General features: G+C 68.2%; 18 protein-coding genes. 12 read left to right on the forward strand and 6 right to left on the reverse strand.

The window, feature by feature from the left end:
- Window positions 1–2 precede the first annotated feature (2 nt).
- The 5 genes from B0I29_RS37155 to B0I29_RS37175 all read left to right on the forward strand — a co-directional run bounded on the left by B0I29_RS37155 (window position 3) and on the right by B0I29_RS37175 (window position 4,209).
- Window positions 3–1,196, forward strand: coding sequence for a homogentisate 1,2-dioxygenase (locus tag B0I29_RS37155; RefSeq protein ID WP_111653841.1), 1,194 nt, complete (start codon window positions 3–5; stop codon window positions 1,194–1,196).
- Window positions 1,175–1,990 carry a hypothetical protein gene (locus B0I29_RS37160; protein WP_111653842.1) on the forward strand — a complete coding sequence of 272 codons (816 nt, stop codon included), beginning with the start codon at window positions 1,175–1,177 and terminating at the stop codon, window positions 1,988–1,990. The genes B0I29_RS37155 and B0I29_RS37160 overlap by 22 nt, the downstream gene beginning before the upstream one ends.
- Window positions 1,977–3,155, forward strand: a complete 1,179-nt coding sequence (gene fahA, locus B0I29_RS37165; RefSeq protein ID WP_220091534.1) for a fumarylacetoacetase — start codon at window positions 1,977–1,979, stop codon at window positions 3,153–3,155. Before B0I29_RS37160 ends, fahA begins: the two co-directional genes overlap by 14 nt.
- Window positions 3,156–3,298: 143 nt before the next feature.
- A complete protein-coding gene (locus tag B0I29_RS37170) occupies window positions 3,299–3,823 on the forward strand; it encodes a hypothetical protein (protein WP_146617024.1) in 525 nt (174 codons plus the stop codon).
- Window positions 3,824–3,876: 53 nt separating this feature from the next.
- Window positions 3,877–4,209 (forward strand): hypothetical protein, encoded by a 333-nt coding sequence (locus B0I29_RS37175; protein ID WP_111653844.1) that lies wholly within the window; start codon window positions 3,877–3,879, stop codon window positions 4,207–4,209.
- A 335-nt stretch (window positions 4,210–4,544) separates the two neighbouring features.
- Here B0I29_RS37175 and B0I29_RS45410 read toward each other — a convergent pair whose 3' ends face one another.
- From B0I29_RS45410 to B0I29_RS37190, 4 genes are all read right to left on the reverse strand, one after another.
- Complete coding sequence (locus B0I29_RS45410) at window positions 4,545–4,910, reverse strand: hypothetical protein (RefSeq protein ID WP_146617025.1); 366 nt, start codon at window positions 4,908–4,910, stop codon at window positions 4,545–4,547.
- The gene (locus B0I29_RS37180; protein ID WP_111653845.1) at window positions 4,886–6,064 is read right to left on the reverse strand and encodes an endonuclease; all 1,179 of its coding nucleotides are present in this window, start codon (window positions 6,062–6,064) and stop codon (window positions 4,886–4,888) included. Before B0I29_RS37180 ends, B0I29_RS45410 begins: the two co-directional genes overlap by 25 nt.
- Before the next feature lie 105 nt (window positions 6,065–6,169).
- The gene (locus tag B0I29_RS37185; protein WP_111653846.1) at window positions 6,170–6,832 is read right to left on the reverse strand and encodes a response regulator; all 663 of its coding nucleotides are present in this window, start codon (window positions 6,830–6,832) and stop codon (window positions 6,170–6,172) included.
- Window positions 6,820–7,953 (reverse strand): sensor histidine kinase, encoded by a 1,134-nt coding sequence (locus B0I29_RS37190; RefSeq protein WP_111653847.1) that lies wholly within the window; start codon window positions 7,951–7,953, stop codon window positions 6,820–6,822. Before B0I29_RS37190 ends, B0I29_RS37185 begins: the two co-directional genes overlap by 13 nt.
- Before the next feature lie 109 nt (window positions 7,954–8,062).
- On the opposite strand from B0I29_RS37190, the gene B0I29_RS37195 reads away from it, so the two are divergent.
- From B0I29_RS37195 to B0I29_RS37205, 3 genes are all read left to right on the forward strand, one after another.
- Complete coding sequence (locus B0I29_RS37195; protein ID WP_245973071.1) at window positions 8,063–8,455, forward strand: DUF6069 family protein; 393 nt, start codon at window positions 8,063–8,065, stop codon at window positions 8,453–8,455.
- Window positions 8,456–8,492: 37 nt separating this feature from the next.
- Entirely contained in the window at window positions 8,493–9,362 is an 870-nt protein-coding gene (locus B0I29_RS37200) for a patatin-like phospholipase family protein (RefSeq protein WP_111653849.1), read from the forward strand.
- Window positions 9,363–9,543: 181 nt separating this feature from the next.
- A complete protein-coding gene (locus B0I29_RS37205; protein ID WP_111653850.1) occupies window positions 9,544–11,040 on the forward strand; it encodes a DUF1996 domain-containing protein in 1,497 nt (498 codons plus the stop codon).
- 63 nt (window positions 11,041–11,103) lie between these two features.
- Here B0I29_RS37205 and B0I29_RS37210 read toward each other — a convergent pair whose 3' ends face one another.
- Entirely contained in the window at window positions 11,104–11,493 is a 390-nt protein-coding gene (locus B0I29_RS37210) for a nuclear transport factor 2 family protein (protein WP_111653851.1), read from the reverse strand.
- Window positions 11,494–11,616: 123 nt separating this feature from the next.
- Between B0I29_RS37210 and B0I29_RS37215 the strand changes: the two genes are divergently transcribed.
- Window positions 11,617–13,368, forward strand: a complete 1,752-nt coding sequence (locus B0I29_RS37215) for a hypothetical protein (RefSeq protein ID WP_111653852.1) — start codon at window positions 11,617–11,619, stop codon at window positions 13,366–13,368.
- Window positions 13,369–13,374: 6 nt separating this feature from the next.
- Here B0I29_RS37215 and B0I29_RS37220 read toward each other — a convergent pair whose 3' ends face one another.
- Window positions 13,375–14,973: a methyl-accepting chemotaxis protein gene (locus B0I29_RS37220; protein WP_111653853.1), complete on the reverse strand. Its 1,599-nt coding sequence runs from the start codon at window positions 14,971–14,973 to the stop codon at window positions 13,375–13,377.
- Window positions 14,974–15,219: 246 nt separating this feature from the next.
- Between B0I29_RS37220 and B0I29_RS37225 the strand changes: the two genes are divergently transcribed.
- The 3 genes from B0I29_RS37225 to B0I29_RS37235 all read left to right on the forward strand — a co-directional run bounded on the left by B0I29_RS37225 (window position 15,220) and on the right by B0I29_RS37235 (window position 20,307).
- On the forward strand, window positions 15,220–18,195 hold the full coding sequence (locus tag B0I29_RS37225; RefSeq protein WP_111653854.1) for a glycosyl hydrolase 115 family protein: 2,976 nt from the start codon (window positions 15,220–15,222) through the stop codon (window positions 18,193–18,195).
- Between the two features lies 1 nt (window position 18,196).
- The gene (locus B0I29_RS37230) at window positions 18,197–19,417 is read left to right on the forward strand and encodes an SGNH/GDSL hydrolase family protein (RefSeq protein ID WP_111653855.1); all 1,221 of its coding nucleotides are present in this window, start codon (window positions 18,197–18,199) and stop codon (window positions 19,415–19,417) included.
- A 371-nt stretch (window positions 19,418–19,788) separates the two neighbouring features.
- Window positions 19,789–20,307 carry a tetratricopeptide repeat protein gene (locus tag B0I29_RS37235; protein ID WP_111653856.1) on the forward strand — a complete coding sequence of 173 codons (519 nt, stop codon included), beginning with the start codon at window positions 19,789–19,791 and terminating at the stop codon, window positions 20,305–20,307.
- The last annotated feature ends 326 nt before the right edge of the window (window positions 20,308–20,633 follow it).

The following is a 20,633-nucleotide window of genomic DNA, read 5'->3' on the forward strand; positions in this document are numbered from 1 at the left end:
TCATGGCCTTCTATCAGCGGGCCGGCAGCATTCCGCCGAAACGGCACACCCAGCATCGTGATCCGGACGGCAGGCTCTACTACGAGGAGCTGATGGGGGAGGAGGGCTTCTCCTCGGACTCCTCACTGCTGTACCACCGGCACGTGCCGTCGGCGGTGGTCGGCGCCCGCGTCTGGCAACTGCCCGACCAGTCGGCCGAGGCGAACGCGCCGCTGCTGCCCCGCCACCTCAAGCTGCACCAGCTCTTCGAAGGTGAGGAGTGGAAGTCCTGCGACGCGGTCCGCGACCGGCGGCTCGTGCTCGGCAACGCCGACGTGCGGATCAGTTACGTGGTGGCCGGGACCGCGTCGCCGCTGTACCGCAACGCCACCGGCGACGAGTGCGTCTATGTGGAGTCGGGGACCGGTGTGGTCGAGACCGTGTTCGGTGATCTGGACGCGGGGCCCGGCGACTACGTGATCATCCCGCGGGCCACGACGCATCGGTGGGTGCCGAGTGGGCATGAGCCGTTGCGGCTCTATGCGATCGAGGCCAACGGGCACATCGCCCCGCCGAAACGGTACCTGTCGCGGTATGGGCAATTCCTGGAGCACGCGCCCTATTGCGAGCGCGACCTGCGCCTTCCCGGCGCTCCTTCGGTACGCCACGGCGAGCACGTCGAGGTCTACATCAAGCACCGCGGCGACGGGCCGGGCGGGCTGGCCGGCAGCGTGCACGTCACCCCGAACCACCCGTTCGACGTGGTCGGCTGGGACGGCTGCCTTTATCCGTACGCCTTCAACATCGCCGACTTCGAGCCGATCACCGGCCGCATCCACCAGCCGCCACCGGTGCACCAGGTCTTCGAAGGCACCAACTTCGTGATCTGCAACTTCGTGCCCCGCAAGGTCGATTACCACCCGCTTGCCGTGCCGGTGCCGTACTACCACTCCAACGTCGACAGCGACGAGGTGATGTTCTACGTCGGCGGCGACTACGAGGCCCGCAAGGGCTCCGGCATCAACGTCGGGTCGATCACCCTGCACCCCGGTGGCTTCCCGCACGGCCCGCAGCCGGCTGCGATCGAGGCCAGCCTCGGTGCGGAGCGGTTCGACGAGACCGCGGTCATGGTCGACACGTTCCGGCCGCTCGGACTCGGTGAGGCCGGCCGGGTCAGCGACGACGGTGCCTACGCGTGGACCTGGGCGCGGTCGTGAACCCTCTGTTCCTCACGCTTTTCGACGATGCGGCGATCTTCCCGCCGGGGAACGTGCCGATGTCAGAAGCGGTCATGGCGCATCGGGCTCGGCAGGATTCGCCGCTCGCGCCGATGCTCGGTCCGTTCGTCTGCTCGCTCGCGCGGCTGGACGAATTGGCCGCCGCGGTGGCGGGTGGGCCGGTGCTCCGGGTGTCGCTGGTGTTGCCCGAAGCGGGGGCCGACGTGTCCGCCATCCAGGCGGCGTCGATCGGGATCGATGTCGTATCGGTGGAGGGGCCGGCCTTCTCTGGTGGGGGCGGTTCGCGTAGTGCGTACCAGGAAGTGCCCTCGGGGGAGATCACCGCGACGCGCGTCGCGGCCTTGCGCGACGCGCGGTCGCGCTTGAAGATCAGGACAGGTGGGGTACGCGCGGACGCGTTCCCGACCGAAAAGGATCTGGCTGGTGCGTTGTGGTCGGCGGTGCGAGGTGGTGTGGCGTTCAAGCTCACGGCCGGGCTGCACGACCCGATCCGGCATCGCGACCCGAAGACCGGATTTGAACATCACGGGTTCCTGAACGTGATCGTGGCGACCGCGCACGCCGTGCAGGGCGGTGACGCCGGGGAGATCGCGGCGGCGCTGGCCGATCAGGACGGGCATCGGGTGGCGGCGGCGATCACCACGATCGATTCCGGTCTCGCGCGGCAGGTGCGGTCGTGGTTCGTCAGTTTCGGAACGTGCAGCGTCGACGAGCCGGTGGACGGCCTGCTTGACCTTGGATTACTCCCGGAGGATCTACGTGAGCTGGCTTGACGTCCCGGTGGACCACCCGTTCGGTCCGGCGACCCTGCCCTACGGGGTGTTCAGCACGGCCGCCGATCCGCATCCGCGCGTCGGTGTCGCTATCGGTCATCAGATCATCGATCTGCCGGCGGCGGTGCGGCGTCTGGCTCCGGGGCTGGCGTCCGCTGTCGCCGGGCCGTCGCTGAACGCCCTGCTCGCTGCCGGACCGGCGGTCTGGGCCGAGGTGCGCGCGCAGCTGACCACGTGGGTGACCGAAGAGGTCTATCGCGACCTGCTCGGCGGTCATCTCGTCGCGGCGGGGGACGCGGTGATGCACCTGCCGTTCACGGTCGCCGACTATGTGGACTTCTACGCCTCCGAGCAGCACGCCACCAACCTCGGGCGAATCCTGCGGCCGGGTCAGGAACCGCTCACGGCGAACTGGAAGCACCTGCCGATCGGCTACCACGGTCGCGCCGGAACGGTCGTCGTGTCCGGAACCGACATCGTCCGGCCGAGCGGCCAGCGTCCTCTTTTCGGGCCGTCGCAGCGACTCGACATCGAGGCCGAGCTCGGTTTTGTCGTCGGAGTGCCGTCGACGCTCGGCCAGCCGGTGCCGCTGACCTCTTTTGATCAGCACGTCTTCGGCGTCTGCCTGGTCAACGACTGGTCGGCGCGCGACATCCAGGCGTTCGAGTACGTCCCGCTGGGCCCGTTCCTCGGCAAGAGCTTCGCCACCTCGATCTCACCGTGGATCGTGCCGCTGGCCGCTTTGGATCACGCTCGGGTGGCGCCGCCGGAGCGAACCGTGCCGCTGCAGCCCTACCTGGACGACGAGAAGACACCGTCGTGGGGCCTGGACGTGCACCTGGAGGTACGGCTGAACGGGCACGTGATCTCGACGCCGTCGTTCGACACCATGTACTGGACCGGCGCCCAGATGATGGCCCACCTGACGGTCAACGGCGCGTCGCTGCGCACCGGCGACCTGTACGCCTCCGGCACGATCAGCGGCGGCTCGCCGGGCTCCCTGATCGAACTGTCCTGGAACGGTCAGGAGCCTCTGCTGCTGCCGGACGGGTCGGCCCGCGCCTTCCTGGAGGACGGTGACGAGGTGGTGATCAGCGCGACGGCCCCGGGCGCCGGCGGCGCGACGATCGGTCTGGGCGAGGTGCGCGGCCGCGTCGTGGGGTAGCTTTTCCGTCGTCGAGACGCAACGTCTCGTCTCGCGCTGAGCACGACATCTCCCGCCCCCTGACCGATCCCGCCCATCGATTAGCATCTCGTTGATCTTGGTCAACGGGGGAGGATTCGATGAGTGTGGTTATCGGACGGAGCGTGTCCGCAGCCTTGGCGATCATGCTGCTCGCGGCGTGCGGGGACGACGCGGCGTCGGCTGAGGGGGACTCCGCCTGGAAATCGCTCGCGGTGGACTGCCCGGCGCTGACGGCCCCCGCCTTCGCCGGCCTTTCTGCAGGGCCCGCGTCGGAGAAGATCGACAAGGCCGAGGTGCTGTCGACCGTCTGTGCCTACGGTACGCCCGGGCAGGGTCCGGCCGTTGTCACTCAGGTGCAGATCGATCGGGTGGAGGGGGTCGTGGACAGCGCGACCGACCGTGTGCGGAACTCCCGCACCTACGCCGAGGGCAAGGAAAGTCCGGTGATCACCCTGGAGGGCTTCGAGAGCGAGGCCGTCGCCATCGCCGACGGAACCGGCGCGTTCGAGGCGTCGACGTCCTCGGGCAACGGGTACGTCTCCGTGCTCGTCCAGCTGGAGCAGCCGGTCATCACTGAGGCGGAGCTGACCGCACAGAGCGAAGCCCTGGCCCAGTCCCTCCGCGATCACCTGTCCAACCTGCGCTGACCGGGCACCGCACATCATCATCTCGTGGTGTGATCTTTCGAAAGGAGTGACCGATGGCCGGGAATGACACCTTCCATGCCGTCCGGGAGCCGGGCTTCACCGCGCTGTTCCTGCTCGGCGGCGACGACCTGCTCGAGACGGTGGACGACGTGGACGCCGAGGTCAGGCTGCCGGACGGCACCCGTTGGAGCGCCAGCTTCCTCACCCTGTCCGCGATCGAGCGGGTGATGACCCGCTGGCGGCAGACCGGCGAGTCGGGGAGTGGCGCCTTCTTCCAGTGCTCCGACCTGGTCATTGTCCCCGAGCCGGGCGTTCCCGCCATGGTCGAGGCACTGCGCGCGATCATGAAGAAAGGGCCTGAGGGGACTCTCGGCCGCTTGGACTAGCGGGTCGCGCGGGGCGGAGAGCGGCTGTGTGGTCCGGGTTGGGGCTCGGCCCTGGGGGCTCACCGTGTGCTTTCGTTTCGCCTAGGTCCGGGCCCACCGTGTGCCCTGGACTGACGCGTGCAGGGCAGGTCTCCACTCATGTCGGCTTTCGCCATTTGCGGGCGGCCTGACCCTGACCGGGGCGCACGTAAGGGGCCCGGCAGCGGTGATGAGGTCACACGGAGTGCGTGTGTGAGCTCCTATCCCGGCTATGGCGTAGTTGAAGTCGCACAGTGTCGTTGCGTGTGACTTCGTCCACGTGAAGCATCCGTTGTGTGCGACCTCGTCATCGCCCGTCATGTCGGACTCGACGGATGACGGCACGACGATCGGCCGTCCCTGAGCGCGACGAACGCGCGCACAACATGGGACAGCCGCCGGAAATGGCGGCGTGTGCGAACGAGATCGGCAGCTGGGGCGTGCTTGGCGTCGATCCTGTTGACTTTCACGGATACGTGTCCGCACAACTCTTCAAGATCGAAAAGGGCCGCCCGATGGCTGGCCGATCTTGTTGAGTTCGCCGCGAACGGTCCGCGCAACTCAACAAGATCGACCTGAGCAACGCGCCAGCCGACGATCAGCCAGCCGACGATCGGCCAGCCGGCGATTGCCCAACCGTCGGCTGGCCGGCACTTCGTCAGCCGAAGATTGACGACACCCACTCCGGGTGGTCGATGAACGGGTTGCGGTTGCGCTGGTAGCTGCTGTAAATCACCTGGTTGCGGGTCTTCTCCGCCGTGCTCGGCGGGTCCTCCGCATTCCACTGCACCAGCGTCGACAACTTGCCCATGTACGGGTTCGAGCCATTGTTCACCGCGTTGTTGACCTCAAGGTCCGGCCACGCGTCGTCACCCTGATAACGCACCGCCATGTAGAACAGCATCCGCGCGACATCACCCTTGACCGCATCCCGGGGCTCCCAGGAATCCGAGTCCGTGTAGTTTCCCGACGCCCCCGAAACCGCGGTGCCGCCGTCGTCGAAGTCCTTGTTTCCGCGTACCGCATTGATGGTGACGTCCTCGGGCCGCAGGTGATGCAGGTCCGTGCCCGGTCCGTTCGCGGTTCCGAAGTCGCCGTGCGACTGCGCCCACACGTGCTCGCGGTTCCAGTTGCCGGTGCTGCCGCCGTTGAGCGTCTTCGACCGGCTGGTTCCGGAATAGAGCAGGATGACGTTCGACGAGTTCGCCGGATCCTGATCGGTGACCTTCAGCGCGTTCCACACGGCGTCGTAGGACAGCGTTGTCACATTGCTGGAGATGATGGTGTGCAGCGCGTTCTTGAGGCTGGTTCCGCTCTTCCCGATCGCGGCGGCGTAATAGGCGTCCGCCGTCGAGGAAACGGTCGGGGAGGCGGTGGCGGTGGCCGTGGGGGATGTGGTGGCGGTCGCCCCGAGCGTCATCGCTGTCGGCGATTTCAATCCCGCGTGCGTGAAATACGCGGTCAGCGTGCCGGTCACGGTCAGCGCCTTGCCGATCAGCGACGGATTGGTGAGCAGTCCGAACGACGACCGATAAGTGCTGGTGATCTGCACGTACAGCATTTTGCTGGTGCTTGTCTCGCTTGCGCTGTCCGCGATGGCGAGGGCCGTGTCACCGGTGAAATTGCTGAATCGCACCGTGCTGGTCGCGGTTGGCTCACCGACCACATAGCCGACGACGGTGCCGGTCCCGCTCTGGCTGCTGATCGCCTGAGCGACGGTCAGCGCCGCGGCGGCCGAGGCTGGCACCGTGGTCATCGAGAAGAGCAGGGCCAGCAGCCCCGCGAAGGCGGGCAACGTGAACGCGATGACGCGCCGTTGCCGTGTACGACCGGACATGGGGGGACTCCGTTCGCCAGTCTGTATAGACAACTGCCAGTATCAGCGAGCGGCCACCTGCCGGTGCCATATCAAAACACCCATCACCGGCACGAGCTACCTGCCTCAGGCGAGGCCTGCGTCGTGGGCGAGCAGAGCGATTTGGGTACGGTTGTCGAGCCCCAATTTCATGAGGACGCGCGACACGTGGGTCTTCACGGTGGCCAGTGTCATGTCGAGAGCCTTGGCGATCTCGGCGTTGTTGCTGCCCTGGCCGATCGCGACGACAACGTCCCGTTCGCGCGGGGTCAGCCCGGCCAGGGTCGTCTTGGCCTGGGCGTACGCGCCGGCCTGCACTGCCGCTCGGTCCATCAGGCGGCGGGTGATCCGGGGCGACAGGATGGGTTCGCCTGCGGCGACCTGGCGGACCGCTTCGGCGATCCGGGCCGGCGGGGTGTCCTTCAGCAGGAAACCGCTGGCCCCGGCGCGCAGCGCGTGCAGGATGTTGTCGTCGCTGTCGAACGTGGTCAGCACGATGACCTCGGGCGGCCGCGGCCGGGCCCGCAACCGGCGGGTGGCGGTGATGCCGTCGACGCGGGGCATCCGCAGGTCCATCAGCACCACGTCGGGCGCGTGCTTGTCGGCGGCCGCCTGTGCCTGATCACCATCGGACGCCTCGCCGACCACCGCGATGCCGGGTGCGCCGTCGAGCATCATGGTGAGCCCGGCGCGTACCAGGGCGTCGTCGTCGACGATGAGCACGCGTACCGGCTGGGTCACGCCGGCCATGGTATCGACGCCCGCAACCGGAACTCGCCGTCGATCGCCTGGTGATCGAGCTGCCCGCCGACCAGGTTGACCCGCTCGGTGAGCCCGACCAGGCCGGCCCCACCGGACCAGCCGGGCGGTGCCGTACCCAGGGGATTGCTCACGACGATCTCCAGCCCGTTCCCCGGCCCGCCGCGCAAAATCACTTCGATCCGCTGCCCGGCGGCATGCTTACGCGCGTTCGTCAGTCCCTCTTGGATGATGCGGTACGCGGTCCGGGCCACCGCCGGCGGCGCCTCGCCCGGTTCGTCGACGTTCTGCCGCAGCAGCACCTCGGCGCCGGCGTCGCGGGACTCCTCGACCAGGCGTGGCAGGTCCGCGAGCACCGGCTGCGGCCGGCCCCCGTCGGCGTCACCGAGGTCGTCGTCGCGCAGGATCGAGATCACCTCGCGCAACTCCTCAAGAGCCTGGTGTACGCCGTCCCGCACCACGCCGGCCGCCCGGGACAGCTGCTCGGGGGACGAGTCCGGCCGGTATTCCATCGCCCCCGCGAACGTGGCCAGCAGCGACAGTCGGTGGGCCAGCACGTCATGCATCTCGTGGGCGATCTTGCGGCGTTCCAGCATGCGCGCTTCGGCGACCCGCCGCCCCTGCTCGGCCTCGGCACGACGGGCCCGCTCGCGCAGCGACCGGATCAGCGCCGCCCGTGCCTGAGCCCAGGCACCCCAGCCGAGCAGAGCACCGTAGGCAATCGTGATCAGAACCAGCCACCACGCGTACGAAATGCCGCCGTTGATCCTCCAGAGACCCTGAACCGCATGCGCGGCAACTCCGGTGAGTGCCACCAAGATCGCGGTTTTCGGGGGCCGGCGCAGTGACACCTGGAGCGCGCCGATCGTGGCCGGCGGCGTGGCCGCCGGCGAGACTGCCGCGAGCAGGGTGAGTACGGCGGTGGCCTGGACCGGGCGGCGCAGCAGCAGGGGCGTGATCAGCCAGCTCAGGACGCCGATGGTGAGATCGAGAGCGAGCAGCGGGCCGGACTCGCGATCCGCCCAGGTGCCGAGGATCGTCACGGCGATCAGCACACCGGACGCGCCGAGATTGACGGCGATGGCGGCGATGTCGTGGCGAGACCTGATCACCGGCCGAGGCTAACCGGCAGGCGGGAGCCGGCGACACCATCCAAAGTTGTAGGCGGGGTTGTCATCGGCCTGATGTGTCCGGGTGGCTCGGAGATCGATGCTCATCGGCATGACGAATCAGACGTTGTTGCGAAACCGGACCGCCGCCCGAGTGATCACCGTTGGTGCCGGCGCGGCGGGGTGCCTGCTGCTGTGGGCGGTCAACGGCCGGGACATCACGGTGGTCCAGAACGGGATCGATCAGCAGGTCGGGCCGGTTGCCGTGGTCGTCACCGCGCTGATCGCGGGGCTGGCAGCCTGGGGTTTGCTCGCGGTTTTGGAGAGGAAGGTGCGACGCCCGGCCCGGGTCTTCCGGATCGTCGCGTCGATCGTGCTGCTGATCTCGCTGGCCGGGCCGCTGGGCAGCGGGGCGGACACGGTCAGTGTGCTGGCGTTGGCCGGCATGCACCTGACCGTGGGCCTCGCAGCGATCATTGGTTTGCCGGGCCGGCGATTCTGCTGATAACCGTGGATGGTCATCTTCGGTTACTGTCCGGTACGTGACTACGGCTCTTGTACTCGGCGGCGGTGGCGTGACCGGCGTCGCCTGGCATCTCGGGGTGCTGTGTGGCCTCCAGCGTTCCGGTGTGTCCCTCGGTGATGCCGACATCATCGTCGGCACGTCCGCGGGTTCGATCGTGGGGACGTTGCTCGCCGCGGGCGTCGATCTGGAAGCCGCGGTGGCTGAGCAGGAGATTCCGCATGCGTCGGGCTCGGGCGGCGGTCGCACCGCCGCCGCCGCCGCCGCCGGCGGTGGTGGCGGTGGTGGCGGTGCCGGGCGGGTGCTTGCTGCTTTCGCGGTGCTGGCGGATCCGTCCATTCCGGCGCAGGAGGCCCGGGCTCGGGTGGGTGCGATGGCCCTGGCCGCGCCGAACCAGGACGAAACGACCTATCTTGCCCGGATGAAGCCGCTGCTGCCGATCCGCGACTGGCCCGACCGGGACCTGCGGATCACGGTTGTGGACGCCGCCGACGGCCGTGACGTGGTCCTCGACCGGACGTCGGGCGCACCCCTGCTCCAGGCGGTGTCGGCAAGCTGCGCGGTACCGGCCCTGATGCCCCCGGTCACGATCGGCGACCGGCGGTACATCGACGGGGGAGTGCGCCTCGGAGCGGGAGCCGACCTGGCCGCCGGTGCCGACCACCTCGTGGTGATCGCCCCGATGGCGGCGTTCGGCCGGGACCGCATCCTGGCCGAGATGGCCTCGACCGGCGCGGGCAAGACCCTCCTGATCGAGCCGGACGAGGCGGCGATGGAGGCGTACGGCGCGAACTTCATGGATGCGTCAAAGCGCTCCGACGCGGTGCAGGCAGGCCTCCGCCAGGCCAAGTCCCTGACCGAAGCCGTCCAAGCCGTCTGGCCCATCTGACCCTGCCTGCCGGTTAAGGAAAAATTAAAACAGCCTCCCCGAAAAACTGTTATCAAGCGCCGATTCAACGGCCACCTGCACAACCCCGAAACCCCCTTTCTGAAGTCTTTCCCAAGCGGTTGAACACCGCCTCTGACCTGTGCATACTCCTGTCCGAACATGCCAATACAAAAGGACCGGAATGCGCACTGACCCTCAGCACGTCGCACCCGCCAACCCGAAAACTCGCCGCCGCGCCACCCGAGTCGCGCTCGCCGTCACGGTGACCGCGGCCCTCGCGGCCAGCGGCATCTACATAGCCACCGCGAACGCCGGCGAGACCGGGACCGCGATCCCCGGCGCCCTCCAGGCCGAGGCGTTCTCCGCCCAGTCCGGCGCGCAGACCGAGAGCACCGGTGACACCGGCGGCGGTACGAACGTCGGCTGGCTGAAGAGCGGCGACTGGCTGCGTTACGACGGCGTGCAGGCCGGCGCCTCGATCGCCGCGCGGATCGCGTCGGACAACACGGCCGGCGGCACGATCGAGCTGCGTGCCGGCACGCCGACCGGCGCCCTGCTCGCCTCGATTCCGGTCGCGAAGACCGGCGGCTGGCAGAAGTGGGTGACGGTCACCGCCACCGCCAAGCCGACCACCGGCAAGCAGAACCTCGTCGCGGTGATGAAGAGCAAGGCCACCACCGACTTCGTCAACATCAACTGGTTCAAACTGTCGCCGGATACCACGAAAAATCCGACAAGCAGCCCGTCCGCAACAAAGTCGGCGACCGCAAAACCGACAACCGCCAGCCCCACCACAAAGCCCGCGACGAAACCCCCCACCGGCGGCTGGGTGGAAGTCGACCAAACCCTCTGGAAACAACAACTCGCCGACTTCGAAAAACTGAAACCGGCACCCATCAAGAACAACCCGGTGAAGGTCCCCGAGTTCCACGTGAACTGCACGATCGCCAAACAATCCCCCGACGACGCGATCGTCTTCCCGAACCTGCCCGGCGCCTCGCACATGCACACGTTCTTCGGCCCTGACATCATCGGCGCCAGCACCACCACCAAGGACCTCCTGGCCGCGAAATCCACCAGCTGCCAGACCAAGGGCGACAACTCCGCGTACTGGATGCCGCAGCTGACCCAGAACGGCAAGCCCGTCCCGCTGAACGGCTTCCGCATCTACTACGGATCCCGGCTCAAGGACCCGAGTAAAACGAAGATCCTGCCGCCCGGCCTTGTCATGATCGCCGGTGACGCGAAGCGCCAGGAACCCACGCCGAAGAACTCGGGCATCAACCAGTTCTGGTGCGCCGGCGCCGCCGAAACCGGCCGCAGCGCCGACGGCAACTGGCCGAAATGCGCCACGGGCGGCCGCCTGATCATCTCGATCACGTTCCCGGACTGCTGGGACGGCAAGCACGTCGATTCGCCCGACCACAAATCGCACGTCGGCCCGACCGGTCCGGACGGCACCTGCGCCAGCGGGAAATTCCCGGTCGCCATTCCGTCGATCTCGGAACTGTTCACCTACGAGTCCCAGGGCGGCGAAGGCTTCACACTCGCCTCCGGCCTGCCGTCATCGGCCCACATGGACATGATGAACGGCTGGGATCCGAAAGTCCTCGGCCCGCTGGTCCGCACCTGCCTGACTCAAGGCGTCAAATGCGGAACAACCCCGACCTTTGACTGACCCACCCTGATCGAGCCGGTCCCGCTCCGCGGCGGGACCGGCTTTTCCCATTCCGGGTACGCGCTAAGCGAGCGCCTCGCGTTTGATCTGATCGAACTGGGCATTCATGGCATCGGCCAGAGCGTGAGCCGCTGACAACGGCCGGACCATCACCATGATGTCGTCGATCAGGCCCGCGTCGTTGACGTGCAGGAAGTCGCACCCGGTGACGTCTTTGCCGCCCACGGTGGCCTCGAAAACCAGGGCGTGATCGCCGGCCCCTTCCGCGCCGATCTCGCGTACATAGTGGAAGTTCTCGAAAACGCGCAGCGCGCCGCGCAGGATGGCCGCGGTGATCGGCTTGCCCGGGTACGGCTGGAAGGCCACCGGACTGGTGAACACGACGTCGTCGGCGAGCAGAGCCTCGATCGCGGTGGAGTCACGAGCCTCGACCGCTTGACGGAAGGCGTGCATCCGGCCCCCTTGATAGTAAATTTGTTGACTATCCGACGGCCGGAGAATATGCACCCGTGGCGTCGATGTCCAGGGCTCCGGATAACCTCCACCCGTCACTGATCGCCGAAGGGACGAACGGGCTTGGGGACTGCGGACGACCTGCGGCTGCTGCGCGCTTACGAGCCGGTGGCCAGGTTCACCGAGGGCGAGTACTTCTACCCGGTCTCGGTCGAGAGGTATGTGAGCAAGTCCAGCCTGTGGCGTAACGAGCCCGGAATGAGCCCGGTCTGCACGGTCGAGACCGGCCGTCTGAGCCTGGACAACCTGGCCGAGGCCGGCGGCGGTGAGCAGGGCCTCGGCTTGTCACTGTCGGGCATCGAGAACGACGAGAAGCTGACCCACATCCCGCTGCGGGACCGCCCGCCGCACCTGGCCCGGGCCAGCCGGCTCGCCTCGGTCGGCCTGACCGCGCGGCTGGTCGACACGCTCAACCGGTTCTCGCTGCTGTTCCGCGGCAGCGTTCCCGGCGGCAGCGCGGCGCACTCGTTCCTGCTGCAGCGCGACCACCTGGAACCGTCGCGGCCGATCTATTACGGACGGGTGCTGCGCGACGAGCCGTGGATCGTCCTGCAGTACTGGTACTTCTACAGCTTCAACAACTGGCGGTCGGCGTTCGGCGGTGTGAACGAGCACGAGGCCGACTGGGAACAGGTCACCGTCTATGTGGACGCCAGCGCCGAGCCCGGTCCGGACGGCCTGCCGAAGCCGTCCTGGGTGGTCTTCTCCGCGCACGAGGAGACCGGCGACGACCTGCGGCGACGCTGGGACGACCCGGACCTCAGCGTGGTCGACGGCCGGCATCCGGTGGTCTTCGTCGGCGCCGGGTCACACTCCGGCGCGTACCTGCCCGGCGACTACCTGATCACGGTACGACCACCGCGGCTGCGGGGCCTCGTCGACGCCCTGCGCTGGTCGGCCCGGCTGCTCGCGCCCTGGTCGGCCGAGGACCAGCGGACCGTCGGTATCCCGTACGTCGACTACGCGCGCGGCGACGGCCGGGCCATCGGCCCCGGCCAGGCCGAGGCCTGGCACCCGGTGGTGATCGGCGACGACACCCCGTGGGTACGCGACTTCCGCGGGCTGTGGGGGCGGGACACCCGCGACCGGCTGGGCGGCGAGCGTGGACCGGCCGGCCCCCGGTACTCCCGGGACGGCAATGTCCGTCAGTCGTGGGCAGATCCGGTCGGCTGGGCGGGGCTCGCCAAAGTCGTACCCAATCGCGCTGCCGAACGGGAGTACGCCGAGATCCGTACCCAGAAGGACCGGGACCGGCTCGCCGAGCTGGACCAGGAGATCAGCTCTCTGCGTCATGAGCTGGCGGTCGCCGCGGCGGGCCTGCCCGCCGCGGCGCCGGAGGTACGCGCCCTGGTCGGTGAGGAGCAGAAGCTGCTCCACCTGCGGATGGAACGCACCCGCCTGGCCGACGACCTGCATCGCACGATCACCGCCGCGACCGTGCCGGACGACCCGCACGCCCACCTGTTGCATCGTCGGCTGCCGATGGCGCCGGCTGCTGGTTTCCTCGGCCGCGCCCGCTCGTGGTGGGCGGTGCTGAGCACCCCGCTGATCCTGTGGGCGATCGGCGCGGTTGCCTCGCCGCTGAACATTTCCGGTCAGGAGACCGCCCTCGGGCTGCTGCTGATGCTGCTGATCTTCGAGGGCCTGGTCCGCAAGAAGTTCCTGGCCGTGGTGGTCCGCCTGCTGATCGCGTGCGTGGCGGTGGTGGGCCTGGTGGTGCTCTACCACGACGGCCGTTACGTGGTGACGTTCGGCTTCTTCGCCGGCGCCCTGCTGGTGCTGCTCGTCAACATCCGCGAGGCCTGGCGACGATGAACCGGCTCAGTGCTTGAAGCTGTTGACCAGGGCGGACATGTCGTCGGCGAGCCGGGTCAGGCCGGCCGCCGTCTGCTGGGTGGTGCGGGCGGCCTCGGCGGTCGAGGCCGCCACCTGAGCCACCGAGGAGACCGTGCCGGCCACGCCGCTGCTGCTGCCGGCCGCCTCCGCGACGGTACGGCTCATCTCGCCGGTCGTCGCGGTCTGCTCCTCGACCGCTGAGGCGATCGTCGTGGTGTAGTCGCCGATCCGCTGGATGACGTCGCTGATCTCGTGGATGGCGCTGGCCGCGGCCTCGCTGGAGCCCTGGATCGCGCCGATCCGGGCGGTGATCTCCTCGGTCGCCTTGGCGGTCTGCTGGGCGAGTTCCTTGACCTCGCCGGCCACGACCGCGAAGCCCTTGCCGAGCTCGCCGGCGCGGGCCGCCTCGATCGTCGCGTTGAGAGCGAGCAGGTTGGTCTGCTCGGCGATGCTGGTGATCAGCCGGACCACGTCGCTGATCTCGGCGCTGGCCGCGCCCAGCTCGGCCACCTGCTCGTTCGTGCGGTTCGCGACAGCCAGGCCCTGCTGGGCCACCTCGGCGGCCTGCGCGGCGTTCGAGGCGATCTCGCTGATCGACGCGGACATCTGCTCCGCGCCGGCGGCGATCGACTGGACGCCGGAGCTGACCTCCTCGGACGAGGCGGTGGCGTCGCCGGCCCGCTGCGCCACGTCAGCGGCGTCGGCCTCGAGGCGAGTGCTGATCGTCGTCAGCTGCGCGGCCTCGCCGGAGAGCGCGACGGCGGCCTTGCCCATCTTTCCGCCGATCGTCTCGCGCAGGCAGGCGCTGGCGGCGTTGAGGGAGGCGGCCATCACCGCCAGCTCGTCGGTGGTGTGCACCGGGGCGGTGGCGGTCAGGTCGCCGTTCTCCAGTGCTTTCAGCGCGTCGGTGACTTCGTGAACCGGTCCGGCGATCCGCCTGGCCAGCACGAATCCGGCGACGGCCATCGCGAGCAGCAGCGCGCCGCAGCCGAGGACGATCACGGCCTGTGCCCTGGTCGCGGAATCGCTGGCGGCCTGGTTGCGGCTTTGCAGCAGGGTCACCTCGGCGGCCTGCATGTCATCGAGGACGGTACGGATCTGGTCCATGACCGCCTTGCCGGAGCCGCCCAGCACCACTTTCAGGGCCGCCGGGAAGCCACCGGCCCCGCCGCGCAGGTCGATGGTCTCCTGGAGTTCGGCGAGCTTCGCCTCGATCAACGGTTGCAGCGTGTCGAGCCGTTCCTGCTGCTGCGCGTTGTCGGCGGTCAGCGAGCGCAGGGCCGTCTGCTCGGTGGCGAGGTCGGTCTTGGCCTGCGTGAACGGGTCGAGATAACTGTCCACGCCGGTGATCAGATAACCGCGCTGGCCGGTCTCGGCGTCCTTGAGGCTGCCGGAGAGCATCGCCATCTGCGCGAGCACCTGATAGGTGTGATCCACTCGGTCGGCGGTGTCCTCCAGCGAGCTCACCGACCGGTACCCGGTGAAGCCGATGAGGACGAGGCCGAGGCCCGCGGCGACGAGGACCGCCGAGATCTTGCGGCTCAGTGTCCAGCGCAGCGGCGGTGCCGTGGTGGAAGCGGTCATCGTTGACAGCCCCTGTCAGATCGCGGGCGGGATGCAGCCGACCTCGTCCTCTTCGACGCGAGGATCGAACCTTTGAGCCCGGGGAAGGCATCTGGCCCACCAGGGTCATGATCGATGTGTCTTCGTAAGTTTCGGAGCCGCAGCTCAATGCGTTCGCCTGCGAACGACTCCTTGACGCCATAGATCGGCGGCTATATGTTGCGGGCGTCCTCGCGAAACATTCCCGAAACTTTCGGAGGCGTACACATGCGAACCCGTCCCCTCGCTGTCCTCGCCGCCGTCGCGCTCGCCGCAACCACCGTCCCCGCGGTTGCGGCGCCGCAGGCAGCCGCCGTCCCTCGAACCGCCGGTTACATCGCCACCGAGCCCGGACCGGGCCGTTTCCCGCTCGTCGCGAAAGGCGCCGCCGCGCCGATCGTGGTCGACCCCGCAGACCATGCCGGCGTCACCCGGGTCGCCGCCGACCTGCGCTCCGACCTGGCCTCGGCCACCGGAATCACGCCGGGTCTGGGTGCTTCTGGCAAAAATCAAGACCAAATCATCATCGGTACGCTCGGACGGAGCGCCATCGTCGATCGCCTGGTGAGAGCCGGCAAACTCGACGTCCGGGGCATCGCCGGAAAGTGGGAGACCTCGCTCCAGCAGGTCGTCGAGAACCCGCTGCCCGGCGTCCGGCGGGCATTCGTGATCGCCGGCAGCGACCAGCGCGGCACCATTTTCGGGGTCTACGACGTGTCGCGCCGCATCGGCGTCTCGCCGTGGCATTTCTGGGACGACGTGCCGGTCCCGCACGCCGACGCCCTTTACGCGCTTCCGGGCCGGCACACCCAGGGCACACCGAAGGTGAAGTACCGCGGGTTCTTCATCAACGACGAGAACCCGGCGACCGGAACCTGGGCGCCGAACTACTTCGGACCCGGGAAAGCACCGGGCTATTCCGGTGGGCTGAACGCCGGCTATTACGCCAAGGTATTCGAGACCATGCTGCGGCTGAAGGCCAATTATCTGTGGCCGGCCGTGTGGGGCAGGGCGTTCGCCGAGGACGACCCGGTCAACCACGAGACGGCGAGCCGGTACGGCGTGGTCATGGGCACCTCGCACGAGGCGCCGATGATGCGCGGCATCGAGGAGTGGAACCGGCACGCGAAAGCGGCGGTCCGCGACGCGAACGGCACCGTCGTCACCCCGGGCAGCGACCCGTACGGCGGCACCGGCGAATGGAGTTTCCGCCGCAACCGGGACGCGATCGTCGCGTATTGGCGTGACGGCGCCCGCCGGATGAAGGAGGAGGGCTTCGAGGGCGTCATCACGCTGGGAATGCGTGGCAACGGCGACGTCAGCCTGCCCGACGGCGACGGCATCGACCTGATGAGTTCCATCATCGACACCCAGCGCGCCATTCTCGCCGAATTCGGGCTGACCTCGGCGCCGCAGGTGCAGACCCTCTACAAAGAGGTGCAGCGCTACTGGGTGTCCGGTTACCAGCCGCCTGCAGACGTCACCGTTGTCTTCTGCGACGACAACTGGGGCAACATGCGCAAGCTCCCGCACGCCGGTCTGCCGCAGCGCAGCGGAGGGTACGGGCTGTACTACCACTTCGATTACGTCGGTGAGGGCCGCAACTACAAGTGGGCCGACACCACGAATCTGGTCAATGCGTGGGAGCAGCTGCACCTGTCGTACTCCAAAGGCGTCGACCGGCTCTGGGTGGTAAACGTCGGCGACCTGAAGAACGAGGAGCTGCCCACCCAGTTCTTCCTGGACTACGCGTGGAACCCGGACGCGATGCCGCTGTCCCGGATCGGCGAGTGGGAACGGCAGTACGCCGCGGAGAACTTCGGCCCACAACTCGCGCCGGCCATCGCCGAAGTCCTTTCCGAGTACGGCCGGCTGCAATCGCGTCGCAAACCCGAACTGCTGAACCGCCGGATCACCGGGGACGCGGCGAACGTGGTCTACAACGACCAGGAGAACCCGTACACACCCGCCGAGATGGACCGGGTCGTCGCCGAATGGCAGGCACTCGCCGCGGCGGCTGATCGGATCAGGCGTCGCGTTCCGGCCGCCGCCCAGGACGCCTATTTCCAGCTCGTCGACTATCAGGTGCAGGCCAGCGCCAATCTGTACGAGCTACGCCGCGCCCAATTCGCCAACATTCGCTATGCCGAGCAGGGCCGGGCCGCCACGAACGGCCTGGCCGCCGAGGCGGAGGCCCGGTTCGCCGAGGACCAGGCGCTCAGCGACCGCTACAACAGCGGTATCGCCGGCGGGAAGTGGGCGGGCTGGCAGACCCAGCCGAAGATCGGGTACGGGAACGCGGCGCGATACAACAACGCCTCGTGGCAGCAGCCGCAGACCGACAATCATGTGGCGTTGCCCGACGAGATCTATCCGTACCTGAAGCGCATCGAGGTGCCGGCGGCCGCGGCCATGGGTGTCGACGCCGCACTGCCGGAGCTCAGCCCGTGGCAGGTGGGACGGCAGCGGTACTTCGAGATCTACAACAAAGGGACCACCGCTTTTGATTACCGGATCAGCACGGGCGTGCCGTGGCTGACGGTGACCCCGGCGGTCGGCCGGGTGGACGAGCAGGTCCGGGTGGCGGTGACCGTCGACTGGCGGCGGGCTCCGGGCGGGCTGACGACCGTACCCATCATGATCAAAGGGCCGGGAGGCACGCAGAGCGTGCGCGTCGCGGTGCGTAACCCCGCGCTCAGGCCGCAGGGTTTCGCCGAGGCGGGCGGGCACGTGACGGTCGACGCGGATCACTACGACCGTCGGTCGGGAAACTGGCGACTGCTTCCGAACATCGGCAAGGTCGGCAACGGGATGGCCGCGGTCACCGGCGGCAGCCGTCTCGAATATCGGCTGACGCTGACCACCACCGGACCCGTGAAGATCGCCGCACACCTGTCGCCGCGCAACAACGTGCTGCCCACGAGCGGTCTGCGGTACGCGGTATCGCTCGACGGTGAGGCGCCGCAGACCGTCGACGTGATCGCCGCGACCGGCGCCGACGACACCACGATGAACCGGCAGTGGGCCCGCAACACCTCGGACAACGTCAATGTCACCACCACTACGCACGTGGTGCGGAGTCCGGGAGTGCACACCCTGACATTCGAGGCCGTCGATCCAACAGTGATCCTGCAACGGCTCGTCGTCGACACGGGCGGCGTCGAGTACAGCTACCTCGGGCCCGTCGAGAGCCGGAGGTTCTGAGATGCGCCGCCGCACTCTGCTCACGTCGACCGGCGCCGCCGCCTCGACGGTTCTGGTCAGCCGCGGAATGCCCGGACCGCTGCCGCGCTGGGCGCACACGTGGACCGCGATGCCGCAGCTCACCGAGCCGCACAACATGCCGCCGGCGCCGTTCGCCGCCTTGACCGATACCACAGTGCGGCAGACGATCCGGATCACCGCCGGCGGCCGCAAGCTGCGGGTTCGTTTCTCGAACGCGTTCGGCGGCGCGGACATGCCGATCACCGCGGCGGCGGTGGCGTTGCCTGTCGACGGCCGGGCCGGTGTTTCCGCGATCCGGCCCGGCAGCACCCGGCCGCTGACGTTCGGCGGCCGGCCGTCGGTGGTGATACCGGTCGGCGCGCAGATCGTCTCCGACCCGGTCGACCTGCCGCTGCTCGCCGGGGCCAACCTGACCATCTCGCTGTATTCAGCGCCGGGGATCGCGAGCACCGCGTTGACCTCACACCCCGGTTCCCGCACGACGTCCTGGCTGGTCAACGGCGACCAGCACGGTGCTGCTGATCTGACCGGCGCTGTCTCTGCCGACCACTGGTACCTGATCAGCGGCGTCGAGGTCCTCGCCGCTGTCTCCGGTCTGGTCCTCGTCGGCGACTCGCTCACCGACGGGCGCGGCTCGACAACCAACGGCAACGATCGATGGCCGGACCAGCTGTTCGCCCGGCTCCGCGATCCGGACCTGGCGATCCTGAACCAGGCCGCCGGCGGCAACCGCGTCCTGCGCGACGGCCTCGGCCCCAACGCCCTGGCCCGCCTGGACCGCGACGTGCTCGCTCTCTCCGGCGCCCGGACCCTGCTGATATTCGAGGGCGTCAACGACATCGGCGTCGCCCCGGCGACCGATTCCGATCAGCATCAGGTGGTAGCGGACCTGATCGGGGCGTACCGGCAGATCGTGATGCGCGCCCAAGCCTGTGCCCTGCGAGTGCTGGGAGCGACTGTGACCCCGTTCGGCGGCAACATTTACGACGATGTGGAAGGCCTGCGGGAACGCTCCCGCCAGGCGGTCAACGCGGCCATCCGCGCCGGCCTGTTCGACGGGGTCGTGGACTTCGACGCGGCCGTCCGCGATCCGGCGGCGCCCCGGCAGCTGGCCGCCGCCTACGACGTAGGTGACCACCTGCATCTCAACCCCGCGGGCTATGGAGCTTTGGCCGCGGCGGTGCCGCGCCGGCTGCTTTAGACCAATCCGAGGGTACGGATGACGCCCGGCGCTCCCACCGTCGTGCCGGGCGTCATCCGGTGTGTTCGTGGTACTTGACCAGGCTGAGGAGTTCGTCGGCGTCGGGTGTGACGGTTCTCGTTCTCGTTCTCGTTCTCGGTCTCGGGCGTGACGGTTCGTGGGCGCGGGAGTTCGTCGGGCGTGGTGTTGCCGGTCGTGGTGTTGGCGGGCGGCGGAGTTTGTCGGTCGTGGTGTTGCCGGTCGTGGTGTTGGCGGGCGTGGTGTTGGCAGGGGTGCAGTTCGTCGGGTTCGGGGTTTCTTGCGCTTTGATGTCGTCGGGCTTCGGGGGCTGGTCCGCAACCGCTCATGTTCGGTGGTGACATGATCATTTGATGGCGGAAGCGTTGGAGGAACGGTTGGCGCGTGCTGTCCGGCTGCGCGAGGGCGGCGATCCGGGTCGGGCTCGTGAACTGCTGCTGGATCTACGCGGCGAATACCCGTCCGATGCCCGCGTCGCGTATCAGACGGCCTGGGCACATGACGTTCTCGGGCTGGAAGCGGAAGCCGTTCCGCATTACCGGGCGGCGATCGCTGGGGATCTGTCCGGCGAGGAGATGCGGGAGGCGTTGCTCGGATTGGGCAGCACCCTGCGGGCACTCGGGCGTGACGAGGAGGCCGGCCGGGTGTTCGAACAAGGCGTCCAGTTGTTTCCCGACTTCCGCCCGCTGCGAGTGTTCCGAGCGTTGCTGCGGTACAACACGGGCGAAAATCGGGAGGCGGTAGCAGACTTGCTGCGACTTCTCGTCGAGACGACCGCCGACCCGGAGATCCAGCGGTATCAGCGAGCGGTCACGGCATATGCCGAAGACCTGGACCGAAGCTGGCTCGACGGAACAACGGTCGACACGTGATTCCGCTTCCGCCGAGCGCGGGTTGACGAGTCAACGCGACGTCCACGGTCAACGCGACGTCCACGGTCCACGCGACGTCCACATCAGTCGGAGTTATGTTGATGTGAGTTGACTTGATTGGCGTCCAGTCAACTCACATCAACACGATAGGACGACACACGATAGAGTGTGGTGCTCCTGTACACGCACGATGCAACAACTAGCCGGCGACGCCGGTAGGAAGGACGGATCGATACGGTGCTCGCGCGCCGCCTCTTCATGCACTGGCACATCGCGTAATTCGCCATGCCCAGAAATGGGTTGTCAGTGCTTCTCGCCCCACACGG

Origin of the sequence: Actinoplanes lutulentus, assembly GCF_003259845.1 — a bacterium.
Lineage (GTDB): Bacteria > Actinomycetota > Actinomycetes > Mycobacteriales > Micromonosporaceae > Actinoplanes > Actinoplanes lutulentus.